The sequence below is a fragment of the Kitasatospora sp. NPDC004745 genome (genome assembly GCF_042873275.1).
In the GTDB taxonomy this organism is placed as follows: Bacteria; Actinomycetota; Actinomycetes; order Streptomycetales; family Streptomycetaceae; genus Kitasatospora.
The window spans coordinates 561377-581243 of record NZ_JBIALK010000002.1 but is presented as its reverse complement, the minus strand read 5'-3'; the positions used below and the strand labels follow the sequence as shown (position 1 = coordinate 581243).

General features: G+C 74.4%; 19 protein-coding genes and 1 riboswitch. Of the genes, 9 read left to right on the top strand and 10 right to left on the bottom strand.

Going from position 1 to position 19867, the window contains the following annotated elements; translation table 11 throughout:
- Positions 1-291 precede the first annotated feature (291 nt).
- Together ACFYUY_RS06230 and ACFYUY_RS06225 are read left to right on the top strand one after the other, a co-directional pair.
- Positions 292-930: a DUF4126 domain-containing protein gene (locus ACFYUY_RS06230; RefSeq protein WP_360207375.1), complete on the top strand. Its 639-nt coding sequence runs from the start codon at positions 292-294 to the stop codon at positions 928-930.
- 31 nt (positions 931-961) lie between these two features.
- Positions 962-2452: a phytoene desaturase family protein gene (locus ACFYUY_RS06225; RefSeq protein WP_387898392.1), complete on the top strand. Its 1491-nt coding sequence runs from the start codon at positions 962-964 to the stop codon at positions 2450-2452.
- A 44-nt stretch (positions 2453-2496) separates the two neighbouring features.
- On the opposite strand, the gene ACFYUY_RS06220 is transcribed toward ACFYUY_RS06225, so the two are convergent.
- On the bottom strand, positions 2497-3381 hold the full coding sequence (locus ACFYUY_RS06220; RefSeq protein WP_387898389.1) for a hypothetical protein: 885 nt from the start codon (positions 3379-3381) through the stop codon (positions 2497-2499).
- A 203-nt stretch (positions 3382-3584) separates the two neighbouring features.
- Entirely contained in the window at positions 3585-4505 is a 921-nt protein-coding gene (gene metF / locus ACFYUY_RS06215; RefSeq protein ID WP_360207383.1) for a methylenetetrahydrofolate reductase [NAD(P)H], read from the bottom strand.
- A gap of 185 nt (positions 4506-4690) precedes the next feature.
- Here metF and ACFYUY_RS06210 point away from each other — a divergent pair, with 185 nt between their 5' ends.
- Positions 4691-5797, top strand: a complete 1107-nt coding sequence (locus tag ACFYUY_RS06210; protein WP_387898386.1) for a polyprenyl synthetase family protein — start codon at positions 4691-4693, stop codon at positions 5795-5797.
- A gap of 29 nt (positions 5798-5826) precedes the next feature.
- On the opposite strand, the gene thiE is transcribed toward ACFYUY_RS06210, so the two are convergent.
- From thiE to ACFYUY_RS06195, 3 genes are read right to left on the bottom strand one after another with little or no spacing between them, the layout of a single operon-like run.
- Complete coding sequence (gene thiE / locus ACFYUY_RS06205; protein WP_387898383.1) at positions 5827-6489, bottom strand: thiamine phosphate synthase; 663 nt, start codon at positions 6487-6489, stop codon at positions 5827-5829.
- Positions 6486-6851, bottom strand: a complete 366-nt coding sequence (locus ACFYUY_RS06200; protein WP_360207391.1) for an Rv2175c family DNA-binding protein — start codon at positions 6849-6851, stop codon at positions 6486-6488. The genes thiE and ACFYUY_RS06200 overlap by 4 nt, the downstream gene beginning before the upstream one ends.
- 47 nt (positions 6852-6898) lie before the next feature.
- Positions 6899-8107, bottom strand: a complete 1209-nt coding sequence (locus ACFYUY_RS06195) for an NAD(P)/FAD-dependent oxidoreductase (protein WP_387898379.1) — start codon at positions 8105-8107, stop codon at positions 6899-6901.
- Positions 8108-8254: 147 nt separating this feature from the next.
- Positions 8255-8367, top strand: a riboswitch (TPP riboswitch).
- Between ACFYUY_RS06195 and thiO the strand changes: the two genes are divergently transcribed.
- The 4 genes from thiO to pknB all read left to right on the top strand — a co-directional run bounded on the left by thiO (position 8362) and on the right by pknB (position 12448).
- A complete protein-coding gene (gene thiO / locus ACFYUY_RS06190; protein ID WP_387898377.1) occupies positions 8362-9543 on the top strand; it encodes a glycine oxidase ThiO in 1182 nt (393 codons plus the stop codon). It overlaps the preceding riboswitch by 6 nt.
- A complete protein-coding gene (gene thiS, locus ACFYUY_RS06185) occupies positions 9540-9749 on the top strand; it encodes a sulfur carrier protein ThiS (RefSeq protein WP_360207399.1) in 210 nt (69 codons plus the stop codon). The genes thiO and thiS overlap by 4 nt, the downstream gene beginning before the upstream one ends.
- 2 nt (positions 9750-9751) lie before the next feature.
- Positions 9752-10549 carry a thiazole synthase gene (locus ACFYUY_RS06180; RefSeq protein ID WP_360207402.1) on the top strand — a complete coding sequence of 266 codons (798 nt, stop codon included), beginning with the start codon at positions 9752-9754 and terminating at the stop codon, positions 10547-10549.
- Between the two features lie 120 nt (positions 10550-10669).
- Positions 10670-12448, top strand: a complete 1779-nt coding sequence (gene pknB, locus ACFYUY_RS06175) for a Stk1 family PASTA domain-containing Ser/Thr kinase (RefSeq protein WP_387898677.1) — start codon at positions 10670-10672, stop codon at positions 12446-12448.
- A gap of 80 nt (positions 12449-12528) precedes the next feature.
- Here the strand turns inward: pknB and ACFYUY_RS06170 are convergent, their stop codons facing one another.
- On the bottom strand, positions 12529-13158 hold the full coding sequence (locus ACFYUY_RS06170) for a molybdopterin-dependent oxidoreductase (RefSeq protein ID WP_360207404.1): 630 nt from the start codon (positions 13156-13158) through the stop codon (positions 12529-12531).
- A 229-nt stretch (positions 13159-13387) separates the two neighbouring features.
- On the opposite strand from ACFYUY_RS06170, the gene bfr reads away from it, so the two are divergent.
- On the top strand, positions 13388-13867 hold the full coding sequence (gene bfr, locus ACFYUY_RS06165) for a bacterioferritin (RefSeq protein WP_030239990.1): 480 nt from the start codon (positions 13388-13390) through the stop codon (positions 13865-13867).
- 20 nt (positions 13868-13887) lie between these two features.
- Here bfr and ACFYUY_RS06160 read toward each other — a convergent pair whose 3' ends face one another.
- Both ACFYUY_RS06160 and ACFYUY_RS06155 read right to left on the bottom strand, forming a co-directional pair.
- Positions 13888-14169 carry a (2Fe-2S)-binding protein gene (locus ACFYUY_RS06160; protein WP_360207407.1) on the bottom strand — a complete coding sequence of 94 codons (282 nt, stop codon included), beginning with the start codon at positions 14167-14169 and terminating at the stop codon, positions 13888-13890.
- 180 nt (positions 14170-14349) lie between these two features.
- Entirely contained in the window at positions 14350-15684 is a 1335-nt protein-coding gene (locus tag ACFYUY_RS06155; RefSeq protein WP_360207409.1) for a class II 3-deoxy-7-phosphoheptulonate synthase, read from the bottom strand.
- Positions 15685-15987: 303 nt separating this feature from the next.
- Here ACFYUY_RS06155 and ACFYUY_RS06150 point away from each other — a divergent pair, with 303 nt between their 5' ends.
- The gene (locus tag ACFYUY_RS06150; protein ID WP_387898371.1) at positions 15988-17922 is read left to right on the top strand and encodes an anthranilate synthase family protein; all 1935 of its coding nucleotides are present in this window, start codon (positions 15988-15990) and stop codon (positions 17920-17922) included.
- A gap of 57 nt (positions 17923-17979) precedes the next feature.
- Here ACFYUY_RS06150 and ACFYUY_RS06145 read toward each other — a convergent pair whose 3' ends face one another.
- Together ACFYUY_RS06145 and macS are read right to left on the bottom strand one after the other, a co-directional pair.
- The gene (locus ACFYUY_RS06145) at positions 17980-18660 is read right to left on the bottom strand and encodes a response regulator transcription factor (RefSeq protein ID WP_360207414.1); all 681 of its coding nucleotides are present in this window, start codon (positions 18658-18660) and stop codon (positions 17980-17982) included.
- The gene (gene macS / locus ACFYUY_RS06140) at positions 18638-19864 is read right to left on the bottom strand and encodes a MacS family sensor histidine kinase (protein ID WP_360207417.1); all 1227 of its coding nucleotides are present in this window, start codon (positions 19862-19864) and stop codon (positions 18638-18640) included. The genes ACFYUY_RS06145 and macS overlap by 23 nt, the downstream gene beginning before the upstream one ends.
- Between the last annotated feature and the right edge of the window lie 3 nt (positions 19865-19867).

Sequence of the window (19867 nt, the reverse complement as noted above, 5' to 3'; positions counted from 1 at the left end):
CGCCGCCGCCCCTCCGGCCCCTCGTGGCCGACTGGGGCGGACGTGGTCCGCCGACCGGTCCGTCGGCGCCCGACGCGCCGCCGTCCCGGTGCCCCTACTCTCCCGTCCCGAGGGGCCCCGGGGCCATCCGCTGACGTACTCAACCGCGGATCTGAGTATCCGTACTCAGATCCCCCGCGGCCGGTCCGCCGACGGCCGGAACCGGCGGGTCGGCGGGGGACGTCCCGGTACGGTACGGCGTGCAGTGCTCGAACGGAACGGGGGGAGCCACATCATGAGGAGGGGGAGACGATGACGGTCCTGCCGCTGATCTTCACCAGCGGACTCGCCAGCGGCATCAACGCCTACGCGGTGGTGCTGCTGCTCGGACTGCTGGGCCGGTTCGCCGGCGCGGACTCGGTGCCGCCCGCACTGGAACGCACCGACGTGCTGATCGCCGCCGCCGTGCTCTTCCTGCTGGAGGCGGTGGCCGACAAGATCCCGTTCGTGGACAGCCTCTGGGACTCCGTCCACACCGTCATCCGGCCGATCGCCGGCGCCACCGTCGGCGCCCTGATCGCGAGCGCCGACCCGGGCTCGCTGGGCGAGGTCGCGGCCGGTGCCATGGGCGGCACGACGGCACTGGTCAGCCATCTGGTGAAGGCCTCGCTGCGGATGGCCGTCAACACCTCGCCCGAGCCGGCCAGCAACATCGCGGTCAGCATGGCGGAGGACGTCTCGGTGGCGGGCCTGGTGACGCTGGCGATCTTCCATCCCTGGCTGGCCGCATCGATCGCCGCCGTCCTGCTAGCCGCGGGGCTGCTGCTGGTCTGGTTCGCGATCAACCGGATCCGGGCCTTCCGGGCCCGCCGCCGGGAGCGCCGCGCCGCCCGCGAGCAGCGCGAACAGCCCGGCCGGCCGTCGGAGGAGCAGTACGCCCGGCGTTTCTAGGCCGTGACCGCGGCGTCCTAGGATCAGTGCCATGGCACGGATCGTCATCATCGGCGCAGGAATGAGCGGGCTCGCGGCGGCCTCGCGGCTGGGCACCCTCGGACACCGGGTGACGGTCTGCGAGGCCGCCGGCACGTACGGGGGCATGGTCGGCCGGTACGAGCGCGACGGCTTCGCCTTCGACACCGGCCCCGGCCTGCTCACCCTCCCGGCCGTCTACCGCGACCTCGCCCTGAAGACCGGCCGGGAGCCGCTGGAGCAGCTCGTCGACCTGGCACCGGTGGACCCGGAGAGCCGGCACCTGTTCCCGGACGGCACGGCCGTCGACCTGCCCAACGCCTCCCGCGGCGGCGTCAGCCAGGCCCTGGACGCCGCCTTCGGCGCCGGCTCCGGCGCCCGCTGGAGCGAGGTCATGAACCACGGCCGGACGGTCTGGGAGGCGACCCGCCGCCCGCTCCTGGAGGAGCCGCTGCCCGCCGACCCGACCCCGCTGCACACCGACCCGTACCCCGTCCCGCCGCGGCGCGGCCTGCTCGCCAGGCTCGGCCGGCCGCGCCCGTGGACCCTGGCCGACGTCGCCGCCCGGGAGCTCGGCGGCCACCCCGGCCTCACCGCGCTGCTGCACGAGCACGCGCTGCGGTTCGGGCTGCACCCGCACACCGCTCCGGCCAGCGCCACCGTGCTGCCGTACATGGAGCAGTCCTTCGGCGTCTGGTACGTCCGCGGGGGTCTGCGGGCGCTGGCCGACGCCGTCCACCGGCGCTGCGAGCAGCGCGGGGTCGCGTTCCGCTTCGACACCGCGGTCACCCGGGTGGTCGTCGAGGAGGGCCGGGCCCGCGGTGTCGAGACCGCGGCCGGCCGGATCGACGCCGACCTGGTGATCGCCGCGACGGACGCCCGGCCCCTCCTCGCCCCCCGGAGCGCCGGCCTCCCCGCGCCGGCCGGCACCGGGCCGACCCCGGCGCCGGGCCGCTTCGGCGTGCTGCTCGCCCTGCGCGGCCCCCGGCCGGCGGGCACCCCGCACCGGACCGTCGTGCACGCCGCCGACCCGGCGGCCGAGTCGGCCGCCCTGGCCGGCGCGGCCACGCCCTGCGACCGCCCGACGGTGCAGGTGCTCCGCCCGGACGACCCGTCGCTGCGGCCGGACGACGGCCACGAGAGCGTGGTGCTGACCGCGACCGTGCCCGCCCAGGGCGCCGTCGACTGGACGGCCCCGGGGGTCGCGGAACGCTACGCCGACCGGCTGCTCGACCACGTCGACGCGGCCGGGCTCGGCCTGCGCGAGCGGGTGCTGTGGCGGGTCGTCCGCACCCCGGAGACCACGTTCCGGGAGACCGGCGCCCCCGGCGGCTCCGTCCCGGCCCCGGCCCTCGCCGGGCCCGCGGGCGAGTGGCTGCGGCTCCCCAACGAGTCCCCGACACCCGGCCTGTACCTCGTCGGCGGGTCGGCCCACCCGGGCGGCGGGCTGGCCCGCACCGGAATGTCGGCCTGCATCACCGCGAACCTCGTCGGCCCGGCCTGAGTCCGGCCTGAGCCCGGCCCGGGGCCCGCGCGGGCGGGCTCCGGTCAGCCCTGGTGCCAGGTGTTCTGCTGCTGGTAGCCGTAGGCGTGCTGGTCGTAGGCCTGCTGCTGGGGGATCCCCTGCTGGTGCTGCTGCTCCGGGTGCTGCTGGTGCTGCTGCTGGTCGGGGTGCTGCCAGTTCTGCTGCTGGTCCCAGCCGGCCTGCTGCTGCGGGTATGCCTGGTACTGGTCCTGCTGCTGGTAGCCCGCGTACGGGTCCTGGACCTGCTGCTGGGGGTAGCCGCCGTAGCCCTGGTCGTAGGCGAAGGCGGGCTGCTGCTGGGTCTGCCACTGCTGCTGGTCGTAGGCCGGCTGCTGCTGGGGCTGCACGGCGTCGTAGCCGGCCTGGTAGGCCTCGGCGTAGGGGTCGTGCGGCTGCTGCTGCTCGTAGTAGGACTGGGCGTAGACGCCGTCCTGGGCGAGCTCCTGCATCTCGAAGGCGGCGGTCTGCTCGACCTCGGGGGCGGCCTCGGCGACCGGGGCGACGGCCTCCGGCAGCGGGGGCTCCTCGACGGCGCTGACCTCGCCGACCCGGGGGGCGGCGGCCTCGACCGCGGCCACCGCGACGGCGCCGCCGGTCAGGGCGCCCAGCAGGGGCACCTTGGCGAGCGGGCCGGGCAGGCTGCCGTCGGCCTTGCGCAGCGACCAGCCGCCCTGGTGGCCGCGCTTCACCGAGAGGGTGACGAAGGTCTGGCCGACGGCGAACAGGGCGGCGCCGGCGCCGATCACCGGGACCGACCCGAGGACCATGCCGGCGGCCACCGCGAGGAAGCCGACCAGGGCGAGGGCCCGCCAGTGCAGCGGGGCGCGGTTCTGCAGCAGCACCTCCGCGAGGAGCCAGAGCGCCACCACCGCCAACGCGACGTACAGCAGCAGGTATCCGATGCCCATCCGCCCGCTACCTCCAGTCGCGTGCCCGCGCGCGCCGCGCGTGTGCGGCGACTGTACCGGTTCAACGGCCGGGGTACCGCATCGCGTTCCCGCCGCTCGGGAGCGGGGCGCACACGACCGAGCCCGGCACCGGCGGACCGGTGACGGGCTCGTGGGGGTGCGGCCGGGTGCGCGTCCGGGTGGGCGCGGCGCCGGGCGTCGCGTCAGGCGTGGCGCTGGTGCAGGCCCAGGTTCTGGTAGATCTCCAGCGTCGCCGTGGAGTGGTTGAGGGTGATGAAGTGCAGGCCGGGCGCACCCTCGGCGAGGAGCCGCTCCGCCATCGCGGTGGCGTGCTCCATGCCGATCGCCCGCAGCGCCGCCGGGTCGTCGATGGCGGCCCGCAGTCGGGCCTCCAGGTCGACGGGGAAGGCGGAGCCGCTCAGCTGCGGGAAGCGCTCCAGCTGCCGGGCGTTGGTGACGGGCATGATCTCCGGGATGATCGGCGTCTCGCAGCCGGCGGCGGTGACCCGGTCGCGCAGCCGCAGGTAGTCGTCGACCTCGAAGAACATCTGGGTGATCGCGTAGTCGGCGCCGGCCCGGATCTTCCCGACGAAGTGCCGGATGTCCTCGTCCCAGTCGGTCGAGCGCGGGTGCATGTTCGGCGACGCCGCGACGCCGACGCAGAAGTCGCCGATGCCCTTGATCAGTTCGACCAGCTCGTACGCGTAGGTGACGCCCTCCGGGTGGCTGACCCACTCGCCCGTCGGGTCGCCGGGCGGATCGCCCCGGACCGCGAGGACGTTGCGGACGCCCTGGTCGGCGTACTGGCCGATGATGTTGCGCAGCTCGGCGACCGAGTGGTCGACGGCCGTCAGGTGGGCGACCGGGGTGAGCGTGGTCTCGGTGGCGATCCGGCCGACCATGTTGACGGTGCGCTCGCGCGAGGAGCCGCCGGCGCCGTACGTCATGCAGACGAAGTTGGGGTCGAGCGGTTCGAGGCGGCGGATGGCGTCCCAGAGCTTCTGCTCCCCGGCTTCGGTGCGCGGGGGCATGAACTCGAAGGAGAAGGACCGCTTTCCGGCCGCCAGGAGCTCGCGGACCGTCTGTGCGCGGTCCGGTCTGGTGGAAGCGATTCCGAGTGCCATGCTGGCAGGTTATCCGGCGTTCGAAGGGGCCGGACAACTCGGTTCCACGGATTGAGACACCTGGTGGACGCCGTTCGGGTGGCCCTACCGGCCGGTAGGTCCGGGCCCGAACACCTGCTCGCACAGCCGTTCCCAGCCGCCCCGCTACGCTTGCTGCACCCCCAGCGAACCAGCGGAGCCTCATCGTGACCTCGTCCAGCAACCGGCCGGCCAACCCCATTGACGTGGAGGACGTCCGCACCCGCGTCAACGCCGCCCTCGCCGCGTTCATGGACGGCCAGGCCGCCCTGCTGGACAAGATCTCCCCCCAGCTGGCCCCCGCCACGGACGCCCTGCGCGACTTCCTGCTGGACGGCGGCAAGCGGCTGCGCCCGGCCTTCTGCTACTGGGGCTGGCGCGGCGCCGGCGGCCCGGCCGACGGCGCGGGGATCGCCAACGCGGCCGCCGCCCTCGAACTGCTCCAGGCGAGTGCCCTGGTGCACGACGACCTGATGGACCGCAGCGACACCCGCCGCGGCCTGCCCTCCGTCCACCGCCGCTTCGAGGCCCTGCACCGGGACAGCGGCTGGCGCGGCGACCGCGAGCAGTACGGGGCCTCGGCCGCGGTGCTGCTCGGCGACCTGCTGCTGATCTGGTGCGACGAGCTGTTCCTGCGCTCCGGCCTGGAGCCGGCGGCGGTGCTGGCCGCCAAGCCGGTGTTCGACCTGATGCGCACCGAGGTCATGGTCGGCCAGTACCTGGACGTGCTGGAGCCGGTGGCCGGCGACTCGGCGGACGCGGGCGCGCTGGAGCGGGCGCAGGCCGTGCTGCACTACAAGTCGGCGAAGTACACGATCGAGCGGCCGCTGCAGGTCGGCGCGCTGCTGGCCGGGGCCGGGCCGGAGCTGGTGGCGGCGTTCGGGGCGTTCGGCCTGCCGCTGGGCGAGGCGTTCCAGCTGCGCGACGACCTGCTCGGCGTCTTCGGCGATCCGGCGGTCACCGGCAAGCCCGCCGGGGACGACCTGCGCGAGGGCAAGCGGACCCTGCTGGTGGCGCACGCGATGCGCGGCCTGTCCGCCGCCGACGCCCGGCACCTGGACGAGCGCCTCGGCGCGCCGGACCTCGCCCCCGAGGAGGTCGCCGGGCTGCGCGCCCTGGTCGCCCGCAGCGGCGCGCCCGAACGGGTGGAGCACCGGATCGAGGAACTGATGCGGCAGTCGCTGACCGCGCTGGAGGCGGCGCCGCTCGCCGACGAGCGGGCCCGGGCGGTGCTGCTGGCGCTGGCCGAGGCCGCCACCGTCCGCAAGTACTGAGGCACCGCGGACAGCGGCGGACGACGGGGTCAGGCCGCGCGCACCCGGCGCGACAGCTCGGCGGCGGCGGCCCGCGGGTCGTCCGCCGCGGTGATGGCGCGCACCACCACGATCCGGCGGGCGCCGGCGGCGAGCACCTCGTCGAGGTTCCCGAGGTCGATCCCGCCGATGGCGAACCACGGCCGGTCGGTGTCCCGCGCGGCCGCGTAGGAGACCAGGCCGATGCCCGGCGCCGGGCGGCCCGGCTTGGTCGGGGTCGGCCACACCGGACCGGTGCAGAAGTAGTCCACGCCGGGCTCGGCGATCGCCGCGTCCACCTCGGACTCGGCGTGGCAGGACCGCCCGATCAGCACGTCCTCGCCGAGGATCGCCCGGGCGGCCGGCACCGGCAGGTCGTCCTGCCCGAGGTGCAGCACGTCCGGCCGGGCCGCGTGGGCGACGTCGGCGCGGTCGTTGACGGACAGCAGCTTGCCGTGGCGCCGGCACGCGTCCGCGAAGACCTCCAGGGCCTCCAGTTCCTGCCGCGCCTCCAGGCCCTTGTCCCGGAGCTGGACGACGTCCACCCCGCCGGACAGCGCCGCGTCGAGGAACTCGGCCAGGTCGCCCTGCTCGCGCCGGGCGTCGGTGCACAGGTACAGCCGGGCGTCGGCCAGCCGGGCCCGGGGGCCGGCGGCCGGCGCGGGGGTCGTCACAGCGCCATCGCCTGGGCGCGCCGCTTCACCTCGGTCGCCCGGTTCTCGCAGAGGGCCTGCGCCGGGGTCCCGGGCAGCGACGGGTCCTCGGTGAACATCCACTCGACGATCTCCTCGTCGCTGAACCCGCTGTCGCGCAGCACCGTCAGCAGGCCGACCAGGTGCTTGACCGGGCCCTCCTCGTCGATGAACGCGGCCGGGACCTGCAGCGACTTGTTGGGTCCGCGGCGTACCGCGATCAGCTCACCCTTCTTGACCATGTTGCGGACCTCGGTGACGAGCACGCCCCACCGCTCGGAGATGTCGGGCAGGTACAGCCACTCGGGGACCAGGGCATCAGTCTTCGCATCGATCTCACTCACGGCACCAGACTGCCACCTCGACGGGCCCCCGCGCACCAAGGGGCCGGTCAGAGGGCGGCGGCGGCCTTCAGCGGCACGGCCGGATCCGCCGCGCGGACCGGGTCCAGGGCGGTGCCGCGCTCGATCAGCCGCCGGCCCTGGGTGAGGTCGCGCGGCCGGTCGACGGTCAGCAGCGCGCTCGGCACCCCGTCGCGCAGCCAGAGCACCGCCCAGGAGGCGTCCCCGGGGCCGCCGCGCCACAGCATCCGGTCGCCCGCGGCGTGCCGCCCGGCGTACTGGACCATCCGCCCGAACTGCTCCGACCAGAAGTACGGCACCGGGTCGTACGGCGGCGCCTCCGCGCCGAGCACCGCGGCCGCCGCCGCCTCGCCGGACTGCAGCGCGTGGTCCCAGTGCTGGACGGCCAGCCGGGCACCGACCCGGGCGGAGGGGTAGCTGACGCAGTCGCCGGCCGCGAAGACGCCCGGCACGCCCGTGCGCAGGCGCTCGTCGACCAGCACCGCGCCGGTGCCGTCCAGCTCGACGCCGGAGCCGGCCAGCCAGTCGGTCGCGGGCCGGGCCCCGACCCCGACCACCACCTCGTCGGCGGCCAGGTGCGAGCCGTCCGCCAGCAGCACCGAGCCGGACTCCACGGCGGCGACGCCGACCCCGCAGCGCAGCTCGACACCCGCCTCGGCGTACCAGGCGGCCATCGCCGAACCGACCTCCGTCGGCAGCGCACCGGGCAGCGGGGCCGGGCCCGCCTCCACCACCGTCACCGTGCAGCCGGCCTCGCGGGCCGCGGTGGCCACCTCGGCGCCGATCCAGCCCGCGCCGACCAGCACCAGGCGCAGCCCGGGCCGCAGCAGGGCCCGCAGCGCGAGCGCGTCGTCCAGGGTGTGCAGCAGGTGCGCGCGCTCGGCGCCGGGCAGCCGCCGCGGGGTGGCGCCGGTGGCGATCACCAGTGCGCCGTAGGGGAGTTCACCGCCGTCGGTGTGCAGCACGCCGGGGGTGAGGCCGGTGGCGCGGCGGCCGGTGAGCAGCTCGATGCCGAGGTGCGGGTAGTCGATGTCGAGGGGGGTGGCGTCGGTCTTGCCGAGCAGCACCTCCTTGGACAGCGGCGGCCGGTCGTACGGCGCGTGCCGCTCCTCGCCGACCAGCACGATCCGCCCCCGCCAGCCGCCCTGCCGCAGCTTGAGGGCGCACTGCGCCCCGGCCAGCCCGGCTCCGACGACGACCACCTGATCCGTTCCGCTCAGCTCTGCCACGCCCGTCACTGTACTCAGCGCCCTCGACGCCCGGTCGAGGCGTCCACCAGGGGGACCGCACGCCCGCCCGGCCGGCCGCGGGCACCCCCACCTGCGCACTCTCCGTCCACCCCTCGTACACGCCTTCGGCCGGGCCGACCACCGGCGTTATGGTGGGGGCACGATCACGGGAGCCCGGCGGACCGGGCTGAGAGGCGGGCTGGCACGGCCTGCGACCGTCCGAACCTGATCCGGGTCATACCGGCGAAGGGAGAAGAGCAGCTTTGACACGCTTGGCACCGGGCGCCCGCGCCGACGTGCTGGTGGTCGGCGGGGGCCTGATCGGTCTCGCCGTCGCCTGGCGGGCGGCGCAGCGCGGACTGGCGACGGTCGTGGTCGACCCCTCCCCCGGCGGCGGGGCGGCCCGGGTCGCGGCCGGGATGCTCGCGCCGGTCACCGAGCTGCAGTACGGCGAGGAGCCGTTGCTGCGCCTCGGCATGGCCTCGAACGAGCGGTACGCCGCCTTCGCCGCCGAACTGACCGAGGCGAGCGGCGGCGCGGACACCGGCTACCGGCGGTGCGGCACGCTCGCCGTGGCGCTGGACTCCGACGACCGGGCGGAACTGCGCGAACTGCACGCCTTCCACCAGCGGCTCGGCCTGGACTCGACCTGGCTGACCGGCCGGGAGGCCCGCCGCATGGAGCCGATGCTCGCCCCCGGCGTGCGCGGCGGCCTGCACGTCGCCGACGACCACCAGGTGGACGGCCGCCGGCTGCTCGCCGCGCTGCTGCTGGCCGGCGAGGCCGCGGGCGTGGTCGTGCGGCGCACCCCGGCGGTCGAGCTGCTGGTCGAGGGCGACCGGGCGGTGGGGGTGCGGCTCGGCGACGGCGGGGCGGTGACCGCCGACCGGGTGGTGCTCGCGGCCGGCCCGCACAGCCACCGGCTGCCCGGCCTGCCGGACGGGGTGCTGCCGCCCGTCCGCCCGGTGAAGGGGCAGATCCTGCGGCTGCAGGTGCCCGGGGCGTACCGGCCGTTCCTGTCCCGCAACGTCCGCGCCGTGGTGCGCGGGCAGCACCTGTACCTGGTGCCCCGGGAGGACGGCGAGCTGGTGATCGGCGCGACCACCGAGGAACAGGGCTACGACACCACGGTGACCGCCGGCGGGGTCTACGAACTACTGCGCGACGCACACGAGTTGGTCCCCGGGATCACCGAACTCCCGCTACTGGAGACCTCCGCCGGGCTGCGCCCCGGCTCGCCGGACAACGCGCCGCTGCTGGGCCCGACCGCCCTGCCCGGACTGGTCGCCGCCACCGGCCACTACCGCAACGGGGTGCTGCTCGCCCCGGTGACCGCCGACCTGCTCGCCGAGTACCTGGCGACCGGCGAACTCCCCGAGCTGGCACAGCCGTTCACCCCCACCCGGTTCTCCCCCGACCGCTCCACCACGAAGGCCTCCGCATGACCGAGATCGCACTGACCGTCAACGGCGAGCCCCGCCGGGTGCCCGCCACGACCACCCTCGCCGAGGTGGTGGCCACCCTCAGCACGGCCCACTCCGGCGTCGCCGCCGCGCTCAACGAGGCCGTGGTGCCCCGGGGTTCGTGGTCGGACACGGCGCTGTCCGCGGGCGACCGGATCGAGATCCTCACCGCCGTCCAGGGAGGCTGACCATGGCCGACGACCTGCTGACCATCGCCGGGGCGACCTTCGGCTCCCGGCTGATCATGGGCACCGGCGGCGCCCCGAGCCTGGAGGTCCTGGAGCGCGCGCTGCTGACCTCCGGCACCGAGCTCACCACCGTGGCGATGCGCCGGGTGGACGCCTCCACCCAGGGCTCCGTCCTGGACGTGCTGACCCGCAACGGCATCCGCGTGCTGCCCAACACGGCCGGCTGCTACACCGCCGGGGAGGCCGTGCTGACCGCCCGGCTGGCCCGCGAGGCGCTCGGCACCGACTGGGTGAAGCTGGAGGTGATCGCCGACGAGCGGACCCTCCTGCCGGACCCGATCGAGCTGCTGGACGCCGCCGAGACCCTCGTCGACGACGGCTTCACGGTGCTCCCGTACACCAACGACGACCCGGTGCTGGCCCGCAAGCTGGAGGACGTCGGCTGCGCGGCGATCATGCCGCTCGGCTCGCCGATCGGCTCCGGCCTGGGCATCCGCAACCCGCACAACTTCCAGCTGATCGTGGAGGGCGCGAACGTCCCGGTGATCCTGGACGCGGGCGCCGGAACCGCCTCCGACGTCGCGCTGGCGATGGAGCTGGGCTGCGCGGCCGTGATGCTCGCCTCCGCGGTGACCAGGGCGCAGGACCCGGTGCTGATGGCCGAGGCGATGCGGCACGCCGCCGAGGCCGGCCGGCTCGCGTTCCGGGCCGGCCGCATCCCGCGCCGCTTCCACGCCGAGGCCTCCTCGGCGATGGCCGGCCGGGCGGACCTGGACACCCGCGAGCGCCCCGCCTTCTGACGCCGGAACACCCGCGGCGCCCGGGGGCGTCCCGTGTCACAAGCCGGGCACAGCCGGGCCCGGGGGCGGTGTCCCCAGGGTCCGGTGCGCGCCCGCGGCACTAGACTCCCCCGGGTGGACATGGCACTGCACGACCCGCTGATCGGTACCCTGCTGGACGGCCGGTACCGGGTCGAGCAGCGCATCGCGACCGGCGGGATGTCCACCGTCTACAAGGGCACCGACACCCGGCTGGACCGGGTCGTCGCCCTCAAGGTGATGCACCCCTCGCTGGCCGGTGACGACGGCTTCACCGCCCGGTTCATCCGCGAGGCCAAGGCCGTCGCCCGGCTCACCCACCCCAACGTGGTCAACGTCTTCGACCAGGGCGCGGACGGCGGGAACGTCTTCCTCGCGATGGAGTACGTGCCCGGCCGCACGCTGCGCGACCTGCTGCGCGACCGCGGCGCGCTGTCCGTCCGGGCCGCGCTGGACGTGCTGGAGCCGGTGCTCGCCGCCCTGGGCGCCGCCCACCGGGCCGGGCTGGTGCACCGCGACGTCAAGCCGGAGAACGTGCTGATCACCGAGGGCGGCCTGGTCAAGGTCGCCGACTTCGGCCTGGTCCGGGTGCTCGGCACCGCGGACGGCGCCCCCACCTCGACCAGCACCGCGACCGGCGGCACCGTCCTGGGCACCGTCTCCTACCTCGCTCCCGAGCAGATCCTCCCGGACGCCCCCACCGACCAGCGGGTCGACGTCTACGCGGCCGGCATCCTGCTCTACGAGATGCTCACCGGCCGCCGCCCGCACACCGGCGACAACCCCGTCCAGGTCATGTACAAGCACCTGCACGAGGACGTCCCGGCCCCCTCGCTGACCGCCCCGGCCGTCCCCGCCGCACTGGACGCGATAGTGGCCGGCGCCTGCGCGCGGACGGCCGACGCCCGCCCGTACGACGCGGTCGAGCTGCTCGCCGCCCTGCAGCGGGTCCGCCGCACGCTCACCCCGGCCGAGCTGGACGCCGAGCCGCCGGCCTCCACCCGGCCCAGCCCGCGCTACCCGACCAGCGAGCCGACCTCGGTCATCCAGCCGCTGCCGCACCCGGCCGACGCCCCGCCGCCCGAGCGCACCAGCGTGCTGGACGTCCCGGCGGACCTGATGGACCAGCTGCTGGTCGAGCCGCGCCCGTACGACGAGCCGACCCCGGTGCGCCGGCGCCGCCCCGGACGGCTGCGCCGCCTCCCGCGCCGCCCGCTGCTCTGGGTCGCCGCGCTGAGCGCCCTGGTGCTGGCGGTCGGCGGCGTCACCTACGGCCTCTCCGAGGGCCTGTACGGACCGGTGCCCGGTGTGCTCGGCAAGGACCGGGCCGAGGCGCAGCGGATCCTGGACAAGGAGGGCATGCACGGCCGGTTCGTCGAGGCGTTCAGCGAGAGCGTCCCGGCCGGGCAGGTCATCGCCACCGACCCCGGGGTGGGGGCGCGGGCCCGCAAGAGCGACACCGTGACGGTGACCGTCTCCAAGGGCCCCAAGCGGATCGCCGTGCCGGACGTCACCGGCAAGCCCGCCGGCCAGGCGGCCGAGGCGCTGGCCGCCGCCCAGCTGACCAGGGGCGGGGTGACCGAGACCTACGACGACACCGTGCCGGAGGGCGCGGTGATCAGCAGCTCTCCGGCGGCCGGGCAGCTGCTGCAGGAGAACGCCGCGGTGTCGCTGGTGGTCAGCAAGGGCATGGTGCCCGTGCCCGACGTCACCGGCATGAGCAAGGACGACGCGGCGAAGACGCTGCAGGCGGCCGGTTTCACGATGCAGACCACCGGGGTCAACCTGTTCGGCACGGGCAAGGTGTCCGGCCAGTCCCCCGCGGCCGGCGAGCGCCGCCCGCAGCACACCGCGGTGACGGTCAACTTCCCGTTCTTCTAGAGCGGGTCGGGCGGCCCAGCGAGCGGGTCGGGCGGCTCAGCGGAGCGGGTCGGGCGGCTCAGCGGAGCGGGTCGGGCGGCTCAGCGGAGCGGGCCGTCGCCCGGCTCCTCCTGGTAGGAGTAGCGCTGCTCACGCCACGGGTCGGCCAGGTTGTGGTAGCCGCGCTCCTCCCAGAAGCCGCGGCGGTCGGCCCGCATGTACTCCACCGCGCGGACCCACTTGGGGCCCTTCCAGGCGTACAGCTGCGGGACGACCAGCCGGACCGGGAAGCCGTGTTCGGCGGTCAGCGTCTCGCCGTTGCGGTGGGTGGCCAGGACCGTCCGCGGGTCGGCGAAGTCGGCCAGCCGCAGGTTGGCGCTGTAGCCGTACTCGGCCCAGACCATGACGTGGGTGACGCCGGGCGCGGGGGGCACCAGGTCGAGCAGGGCGGCCGCCGGCACCCCCGTCCACTCGTTGCCGAGCAGCGTGAACTTGGTGACACAGTGCAGGTCGGCGACGACGGTGGTGCGGGGCAGGGTCTGGAAGGCGGTGAAGTCCCAGCTGTGCTTCTCCGCCGAGGCGGTCGCGCCGAACACCTGGAGGTCCCAGGTCAGCGGTTTGAAGCGGGGCACCGGACCGTAGTGCAGGGCGGGCCAGCCGCGCTGCGCGCGCTGCCCCGGGGGGATCCTCGGGTCAGACGGCGGAAGTGGTTCTTGTTCGGACTGACCCATGGCTCCATGGTGACAGACGGCGGCCGGGGCCCGGCGCGCGCCCCTTCTGCGGGCCGCACGCCCCGCTCGTACGGGCCAACGGTCGACTACCCCCGGAACCTTCCCGGCTAAATCGGATATTCCGACACATGTCCTAGTGAGTGTGAACTTACTGGAATTTCCGCCCACCCCGGTGCCAGGATGCGCAACGCGGGACCAACCGCAGGCCGAAGCGCAGGGAGGCAGCGCCATGCAGGGCGATCCAGAGGTCATCGAGTTCCTCAACGAGCAGCTCACCGCGGAGCTCACCGCGATCAACCAGTACTTCCTGCACGCCAAGATGCAGGAGAACTTCGGCTGGACGAAGCTCGCCAAGTACACCCGGCACGAGTCCTTCGACGAGATGAAGCACGCCGAGACCCTCACCGACCGGATCCTCTTCCTGGACGGGCTGCCGAACTACCAGCGGCTGTTCCACGTCCGGATCGGCCAGACGGTCAAGGAGATGTTCGAGGCGGACCGCCAGGTCGAGGTCGAGGCGATCGACCGCCTGAAGCGCGGGATCGTGGTGATGCGCGCCAAGAACGACGTCACCTCGGCGAACATCTTCGAGGACATCCTGGCGGACGAGGAGCACCACATCGACTACCTCGACACCCAGCTGGAGCTCCTGGAGAAGCTCGGCGAGGCGCTCTACCTCGCCCAGCTGATCGAGCAGCCGGAGTCCTGAGGCGCCGGAGCCCCGAGGCCTCAGGCCGCGCGCAGCACCCTGACCGGGGCCGGCGCCCCGGACGCCGGCGGGGCCTGCTCCGGGGCCTCCGGGTCGGCCAGGCCGAGCTTCGCGGCGAGCCGGGCGGTCGGGCACGGCCGGGCGCCGTGCTCGCCGAGCAGCGCCTGGATCCGGCGGACGCAGGACCCGCAGTCGGTGCCGGCCTTGCAGCCCCTGGCGATCTGGCGGGGGCTGTCGGCACCGGCGTCGATCGCCTTCTTCACCTGGTCCTCGGTGACCGCATGGCACATGCACACGTACATCGCAGGTCTCCCGGGGGGGGTGGAGCGGATTGGATCTTGACTAAGGCTTGCCTTAGTTCACTAAGCCTCACCTTACCCGGCGATCCGGGCACGAAAAAGCCCCTCCGGGCTCGGGAATCCCGAAACCGGAGGGGCCTTCGTCACATCTCGGTGATCGCCCCGCTCTCCGGGGTGGCCGCCTCACTGCCCGCGGTACATCTCCGCGACCAGGAACGCCAGGTCCAGCGACTGGCTGCGGTTGAGCCGCGGGTCGCAGGCCGTCTCGTAGCGCTGGTGCAGGTCGTCGACCAGCACCTCGTCGCCGCCGCCGACGCACTCGGTCACGTCGTCGCCGGTCAGCTCCACGTGGATGCCGCCCGGGTGGGTGCCGAGCGCGCGGTGCACCTCGAAGAAGCCCTTGACCTCGTCGAGCACGTCGTCGAAGCGGCGGGTCTTGTGGCCGCTGGAGGCCTCGAAGGTGTTGCCGTGCATCGGGTCGCAGATCCACACCGGCTGCGCGCCGGAGGCGGTGACCTTCTCCACCAGGGTGGGCAGGTGCTCGCGGACCTTGCCGGCACCCATCCGGGTGATGAAGGTCAGGCGGCCCGGCTCGCGCTCCGGGTCCAGCTTCTCGATCAGGGTCAGCGCCTCGTCGACCGAGGTGGTCGGGCCGAGCTTCACCCCGATCGGGTTGCGGACCTTCGAGGCGAACTCGATGTGCGCGTGGTCCAGCTGACGGGTGCGCTCGCCGATCCACACCATGTGGCCGGAGACGTCGTACAGCTCGCCGGTGCGCGAGTCCACACGGGTCATCGCGGTCTCGTAGTCGAGGATCAGCGCCTCGTGCGAGGAGTAGAACTCGACGGTCCTGAACTCCTCCGGGGCGACGCCGCAGGCGTTCATGAACGCCAGGGCGTTGTCGATCTCCCGGGCGAGCTGCTCGTAGCGCTGGCCGGCCGGCGAGTTGCGCACGAAGTCCTGGTTCCAGGCGTGCACCTGGCGCAGGTCCGCGTAACCACCGGTGGTGAAGGCGCGCACCAGGTTGAGCGTCGCGGCGGACGCGTTGTACATCCGCTTCAGGCGCTCCGGGTCCGGGATGCGGGACTCGGGGGTGAACTCGAAGCCGTTCACCGAGTCGCCGCGGTAGACCGGGAGGGTGACGCCGTCCCGGGTCTCGGTCGACTTGGAGCGCGGCTTGGAGTACTGGCCGGCGATGCGGCCGACCTTCACGACCGGCACCGAGGCGGCGTACGTCAGCACCGCCGCCATCTGCAGCAGGGTCTTCAGCTTGTTGCGGATGTGCTCCGCCGAGACGCCGTCGAAGGCCTCGGCACAGTCACCGCCCTGCAGCAGGAACGCCTCACCACGCGCCACGGCTCCGAGCCGGGCGCGCAGCTGGTCGCACTCGCCGGCGAAGACGAGCGGCGGATAGGAGGCGAGCTCGGCAAGGGTCTTGCGCAGAGCCTCTTGGTCCGGCCATTCAGGCTGCTGCGCCGCGGGCAGGGACTGCCAGGAGTGGGGATTCGTCACGGTCACACCGCCAAGGCTACGGGGTGACGCGAGCGATTCGTGACCATTGCCCGAGGGATGAGACACGACTCGGACAATCACGTGACGGGGCTCACCCGCCCGGCCCCATCCGCTACGCTCGAGCCATGCACGCGCCCCACACCCACTCCTGGTGGTGGGCCTCCCCCAAGGGTGGCCCACCGATCGCGCGTTCCTAGACGAACACGACGGCCGCCCCTCGGGGCGGCCGTCGGCGTCTGAGCAGCCGGCCCTCCGGGAGCGGATCCACGCACCGCACCTCGCCAGTCCACCCGGAAGGAAGCCGTTCCCGTGACCACCGCCGCCGATCTGCTCACCCGTCTCACCTCCCCCGGCGCCCCCGCCTTCGCCCTGCTGCACCGCCGCACCCCGCGGCTCGCCCCGGACACCGTCGAGGTGCTGCTGGGCACCGTCGACGAGTACCCGCACCTCGCCGACCTGCCGGTCCGCAGCGGCGTGCCGGCCGCCGGCCCCGTCCACGACCTGCTCGCACTCGTCCCGTACCGACAGATCCGCGAGCGCGGCTTCGAGGCACACGATGACGGCACCCCGCTGCAGGCCCTCTCGGTGACCGAGCAGTTCGCCCTGCCGTTGGCCGAATTCAACTCCGCCCTACCGCAGTTGCCGGTGAACCTCACCGGCGGCTCGTTCGACGTCGACGACGAGGCCTACGCGGCGATCGTCCGCCGGGTGATCGAGGACGAGATCGGCAACGGCGAGGGCGCCAACTTCGTGATCCGGCGCGACTTCCGCGCCACGCTCGAGGACTTCTCCCCCGCGCTCGCCCTCTCCCTGTTCCGGCGCCTGCTGGAGCAGGAGCGCGGCGCGTACTGGACGTTCCTGGTGCACACCGGCGAGCGCGTGCTGGTCGGCGCCTCCCCGGAGGTGCACGTCCGGCAGAGCGGCGGCACCGTCGTGATGAACCCGATCTCGGGGACGTACCGCTATCCGGCCGGCGGCTCGGACATCGACTCGCTGCTCCACTTCCTCCACGACCCCAAGGAGCTGGAGGAGTTGACGATGGTCGTCGACGAGGAACTGAAGATGATGTGCACCGTCGGCGACCTCGGCGGGCAGGTGCTCGGACCCCGCCTCAAGGAGATGTCCCACCTGGCGCACACCGAGTACGAGCTGCGCGGGCGCACCTCGCTGGACGTCCGCGAGGTGCTCCGCGAGACGATGTTCGCCGCCACCGTCACCGGCAGCCCGGTGCAGAACGCCACCCGGGTCATCAAGCGCTACGAGCCGGGCGGGCGCGGCTACTACTCCGGCGCGCTGGCGCTGATCGGCCGCTCCGCCAGCGGCGGGCAGCTGCTCGACTCCCCGATCTGCATCCGCACCGCCGACATCGACCCGGCCACCGGCGGCCTGGTCGTCCGGGTCGGCGCCACGCTGGTGCGCCACTCCGTCCCGGAGTCCGAGGTCGCCGAGACCCACGCCAAGGCCGCCGGGGTGCTCACCGCCATCGGCGCCCGGCCCGCCCCCGCCCGACTGCCCGGCCCCACCGGCCCCCGGCTGGCCGACGACCACCGGGTCCAGGCCGCGCTGGACGCCCGGCGGGCCGACCTCGCACCGTTCTGGCTGCGGATGCAGACCCCGGCGGTGGTCACCGAGCCCGCGCCGACCCTGGTCGTCGACGGCGAGGACACCTTCACCGCGATGCTCTCCCACCTGCTCACCTCGATCGGCCACCGGGTCACCGTGGTGCGCTACGACCGGCCGGGGCTGCGCGAGCTCGCCGCGGCGCACGACGGCCCGCTGGTGCTCGGCCCCGGACCGGGCGACCCGGCCCTCGCGGGCGACCCCAAGATGGCCCTGCTGCGGCCGGTCGTCGCCGACGCGCTGGCCGCCGCCCGCTCCGGTGCCCGCAGCGCGCCGCTGCTCGCGGTCTGCCTCAGCCACCAGCTGCTCTCCGCCGAGCTCGGACTGGGCCTGGGCCGCAAGGCCGTCCCGTACCAGGGGGCGCAGGAGAGCATCGACCTCTTCGGCACCAAGCGGACGGTCGGCTTCTACAACGCGTTCACCGCGCGCTGCTCCGACGCCGACGCGGCCCGGCTGGCCGCCGAGGGCGTCGAGGTCGCCCGGGACGCCGTCACCGGCGACGTGCACGCCCTGCGCGGACCGGGCTTCGCGGGCCTCCAGTTCCACCCCGAGTCGGTGCTGACCCGCGACGGCGTGGACATCGTGGCGGGCCTGCTGCGCGAAACGGCGGCCGTCCGGCGCTGAGCGGGCGGCCGGCGGGCCGTCCCGGGCCGGGCGCTCGGGGCGGCCCGCGGCCGGCCGTCAGATCTCGTCGTCCAGGCCCTGCTCGATCGCGTAGCGGACCAGCTCCACCCGGTTGTGCAGCTGCAGCTTGCCGAGCGTGTTCTGCACGTGGTTCTGCACCGTCCGGTGCGACAGCACCAGCCGGTCGGCGATCTGCCGGTATGACAGGCCCTTGGCGACCAGGCGCAGCACCTCGGTCTCCCGGGCGGTCAGCTGCGGGACGGCCGGGGCGGAGGCGGGGGCCGGCTCGGTGGCCAGCCGGCGGAACTCGCCCAGCACCAGGCCCGCCAGGCCGGGTGTGAACACGGCGTCGCCGACGGCCGTACGGCGCACCGCGTCCAGCAGCTCCTCCCGCCCGGCCGACTTCACCAGGTACCCGGTCGCCCCGGACTTCACCGCCTCCAGCACGTCCTGGTGCTCGCCGCTGGCCGACAGCACCAGCACCCGCACCGCCGGATCGGCCGCGACCACCTGGCGGCACACCTCCGCGCCGGACAGGCCGGGCAGGTTGAGGTCCAGCACGACGACCTGCGGCGTGCAGGCGCGGGCCCGGCGGACGGCCTCCTCGCCGTCGCCCGCGGTGGCCACCACGTCCAGTCCGGCCTCCGCGAGGTCGCGCGAGACGGCGTCGCGCCACATCGGGTGGTCGTCCACGACCATCACCCGCACCGGCCGGTCAGTCGACGGCTGATCGGTCATCAGAACCCTTCCTCGGGACGCGCAGTTCCACCTCGACGCCCTCCCCGGGCGCCGAGTACAGCTCGGCGGTGCCGCCGAGGTCCAGCAGCCGGCCGCGGATGGACTGGGAGACGCCCAGCCGCCCGGCCCGCTCGGCCTCGCCGAGCCGGCCGGGGGCGAAGCCGGGGCCGTCGTCACGGATGCTGACCGTGACGGCCTCCGGCTCGTCCTCCACCAGGATCCAGGCCCGGGCCGGCTCCCCGGCGTGCCGGCGCACGTTGTCCACGGCCGCGCCGACCGCTGCGGCGAGTTCGCCCGCCGCCGGGGCGGGCAGCAGCACCGGGGTGCCGGGGGCGGAGAGCGTGATCCGTTCGTCGGCGTACGGGCGCAGCAGGGCGGTGAGGTCCTGCGGCTCGTCGGCCGCGCACTGCGGCGCGCGCTGTCCGGGGATCGGGCCCCCGGTCATCAGCGCCCGCAGGGCGCGCTCCTGCTCACCGGCCAGCCGGCCGAGTTCGGCGAAGTCCGCGCCGGCGTCGGCCTTCCCGGTGAGCTCGGAGCCGCGGCGCTGGACCAGCGCGAGCACCTGGAGCACGCCGTCGTGGATGTCGCGGGAGAGCCGCTCGCGCTCCCGGGTGGCGGCCTCGACCTGGAGCGCCCGGGTGAGCGTGGCCTCGCTGGCGCGGGCCAGTTCGATGACGTAGCCGATGGCGCAGCCGGCCACCATCAGCAGCACGATGTTGTGGATGTTGTCGCTGGTCGGGCCGCCGTGGCCGAGGATGTTGGCCACGCCGATCACCGAGCCGGAGGCGGCGGCCCAGCGCCAGCCCCCCTTGCCGGCGAAGCCGAGCACCGTGCCGGCGGCCCAGATGGTCGGCAGGGTGGGCGCGCCGTGGCTGATCCGGACCGGGTCGTCGGTCATCCCGCTCATCACGATGCCGGTGACGGCGAGGGCGAGGTCGGTGCCGAGCACCCACCGGGTGCAGCGCTGCGGGCCGGCGAAGGCCCGGGTGCTGGCGAGGGTCCAGAGGGTGAGCGCCCCGAGGAAGATCCAGCCGGCGACGGGGTGCAGGAAGTGCAGGTAGGAGTTGAGGTAGCGGAGCAGGGCGTAGCCGAGGGCCAGCAGCCGGAAGTAGGAGATGGCCTTCCAGAGCGGCAGTTCGACGGACATGCCCCCGGCCGCGACCGTGCCGCCGACCGCCGCGCCGGTTCTCCCGCCGTCCGTCATCCG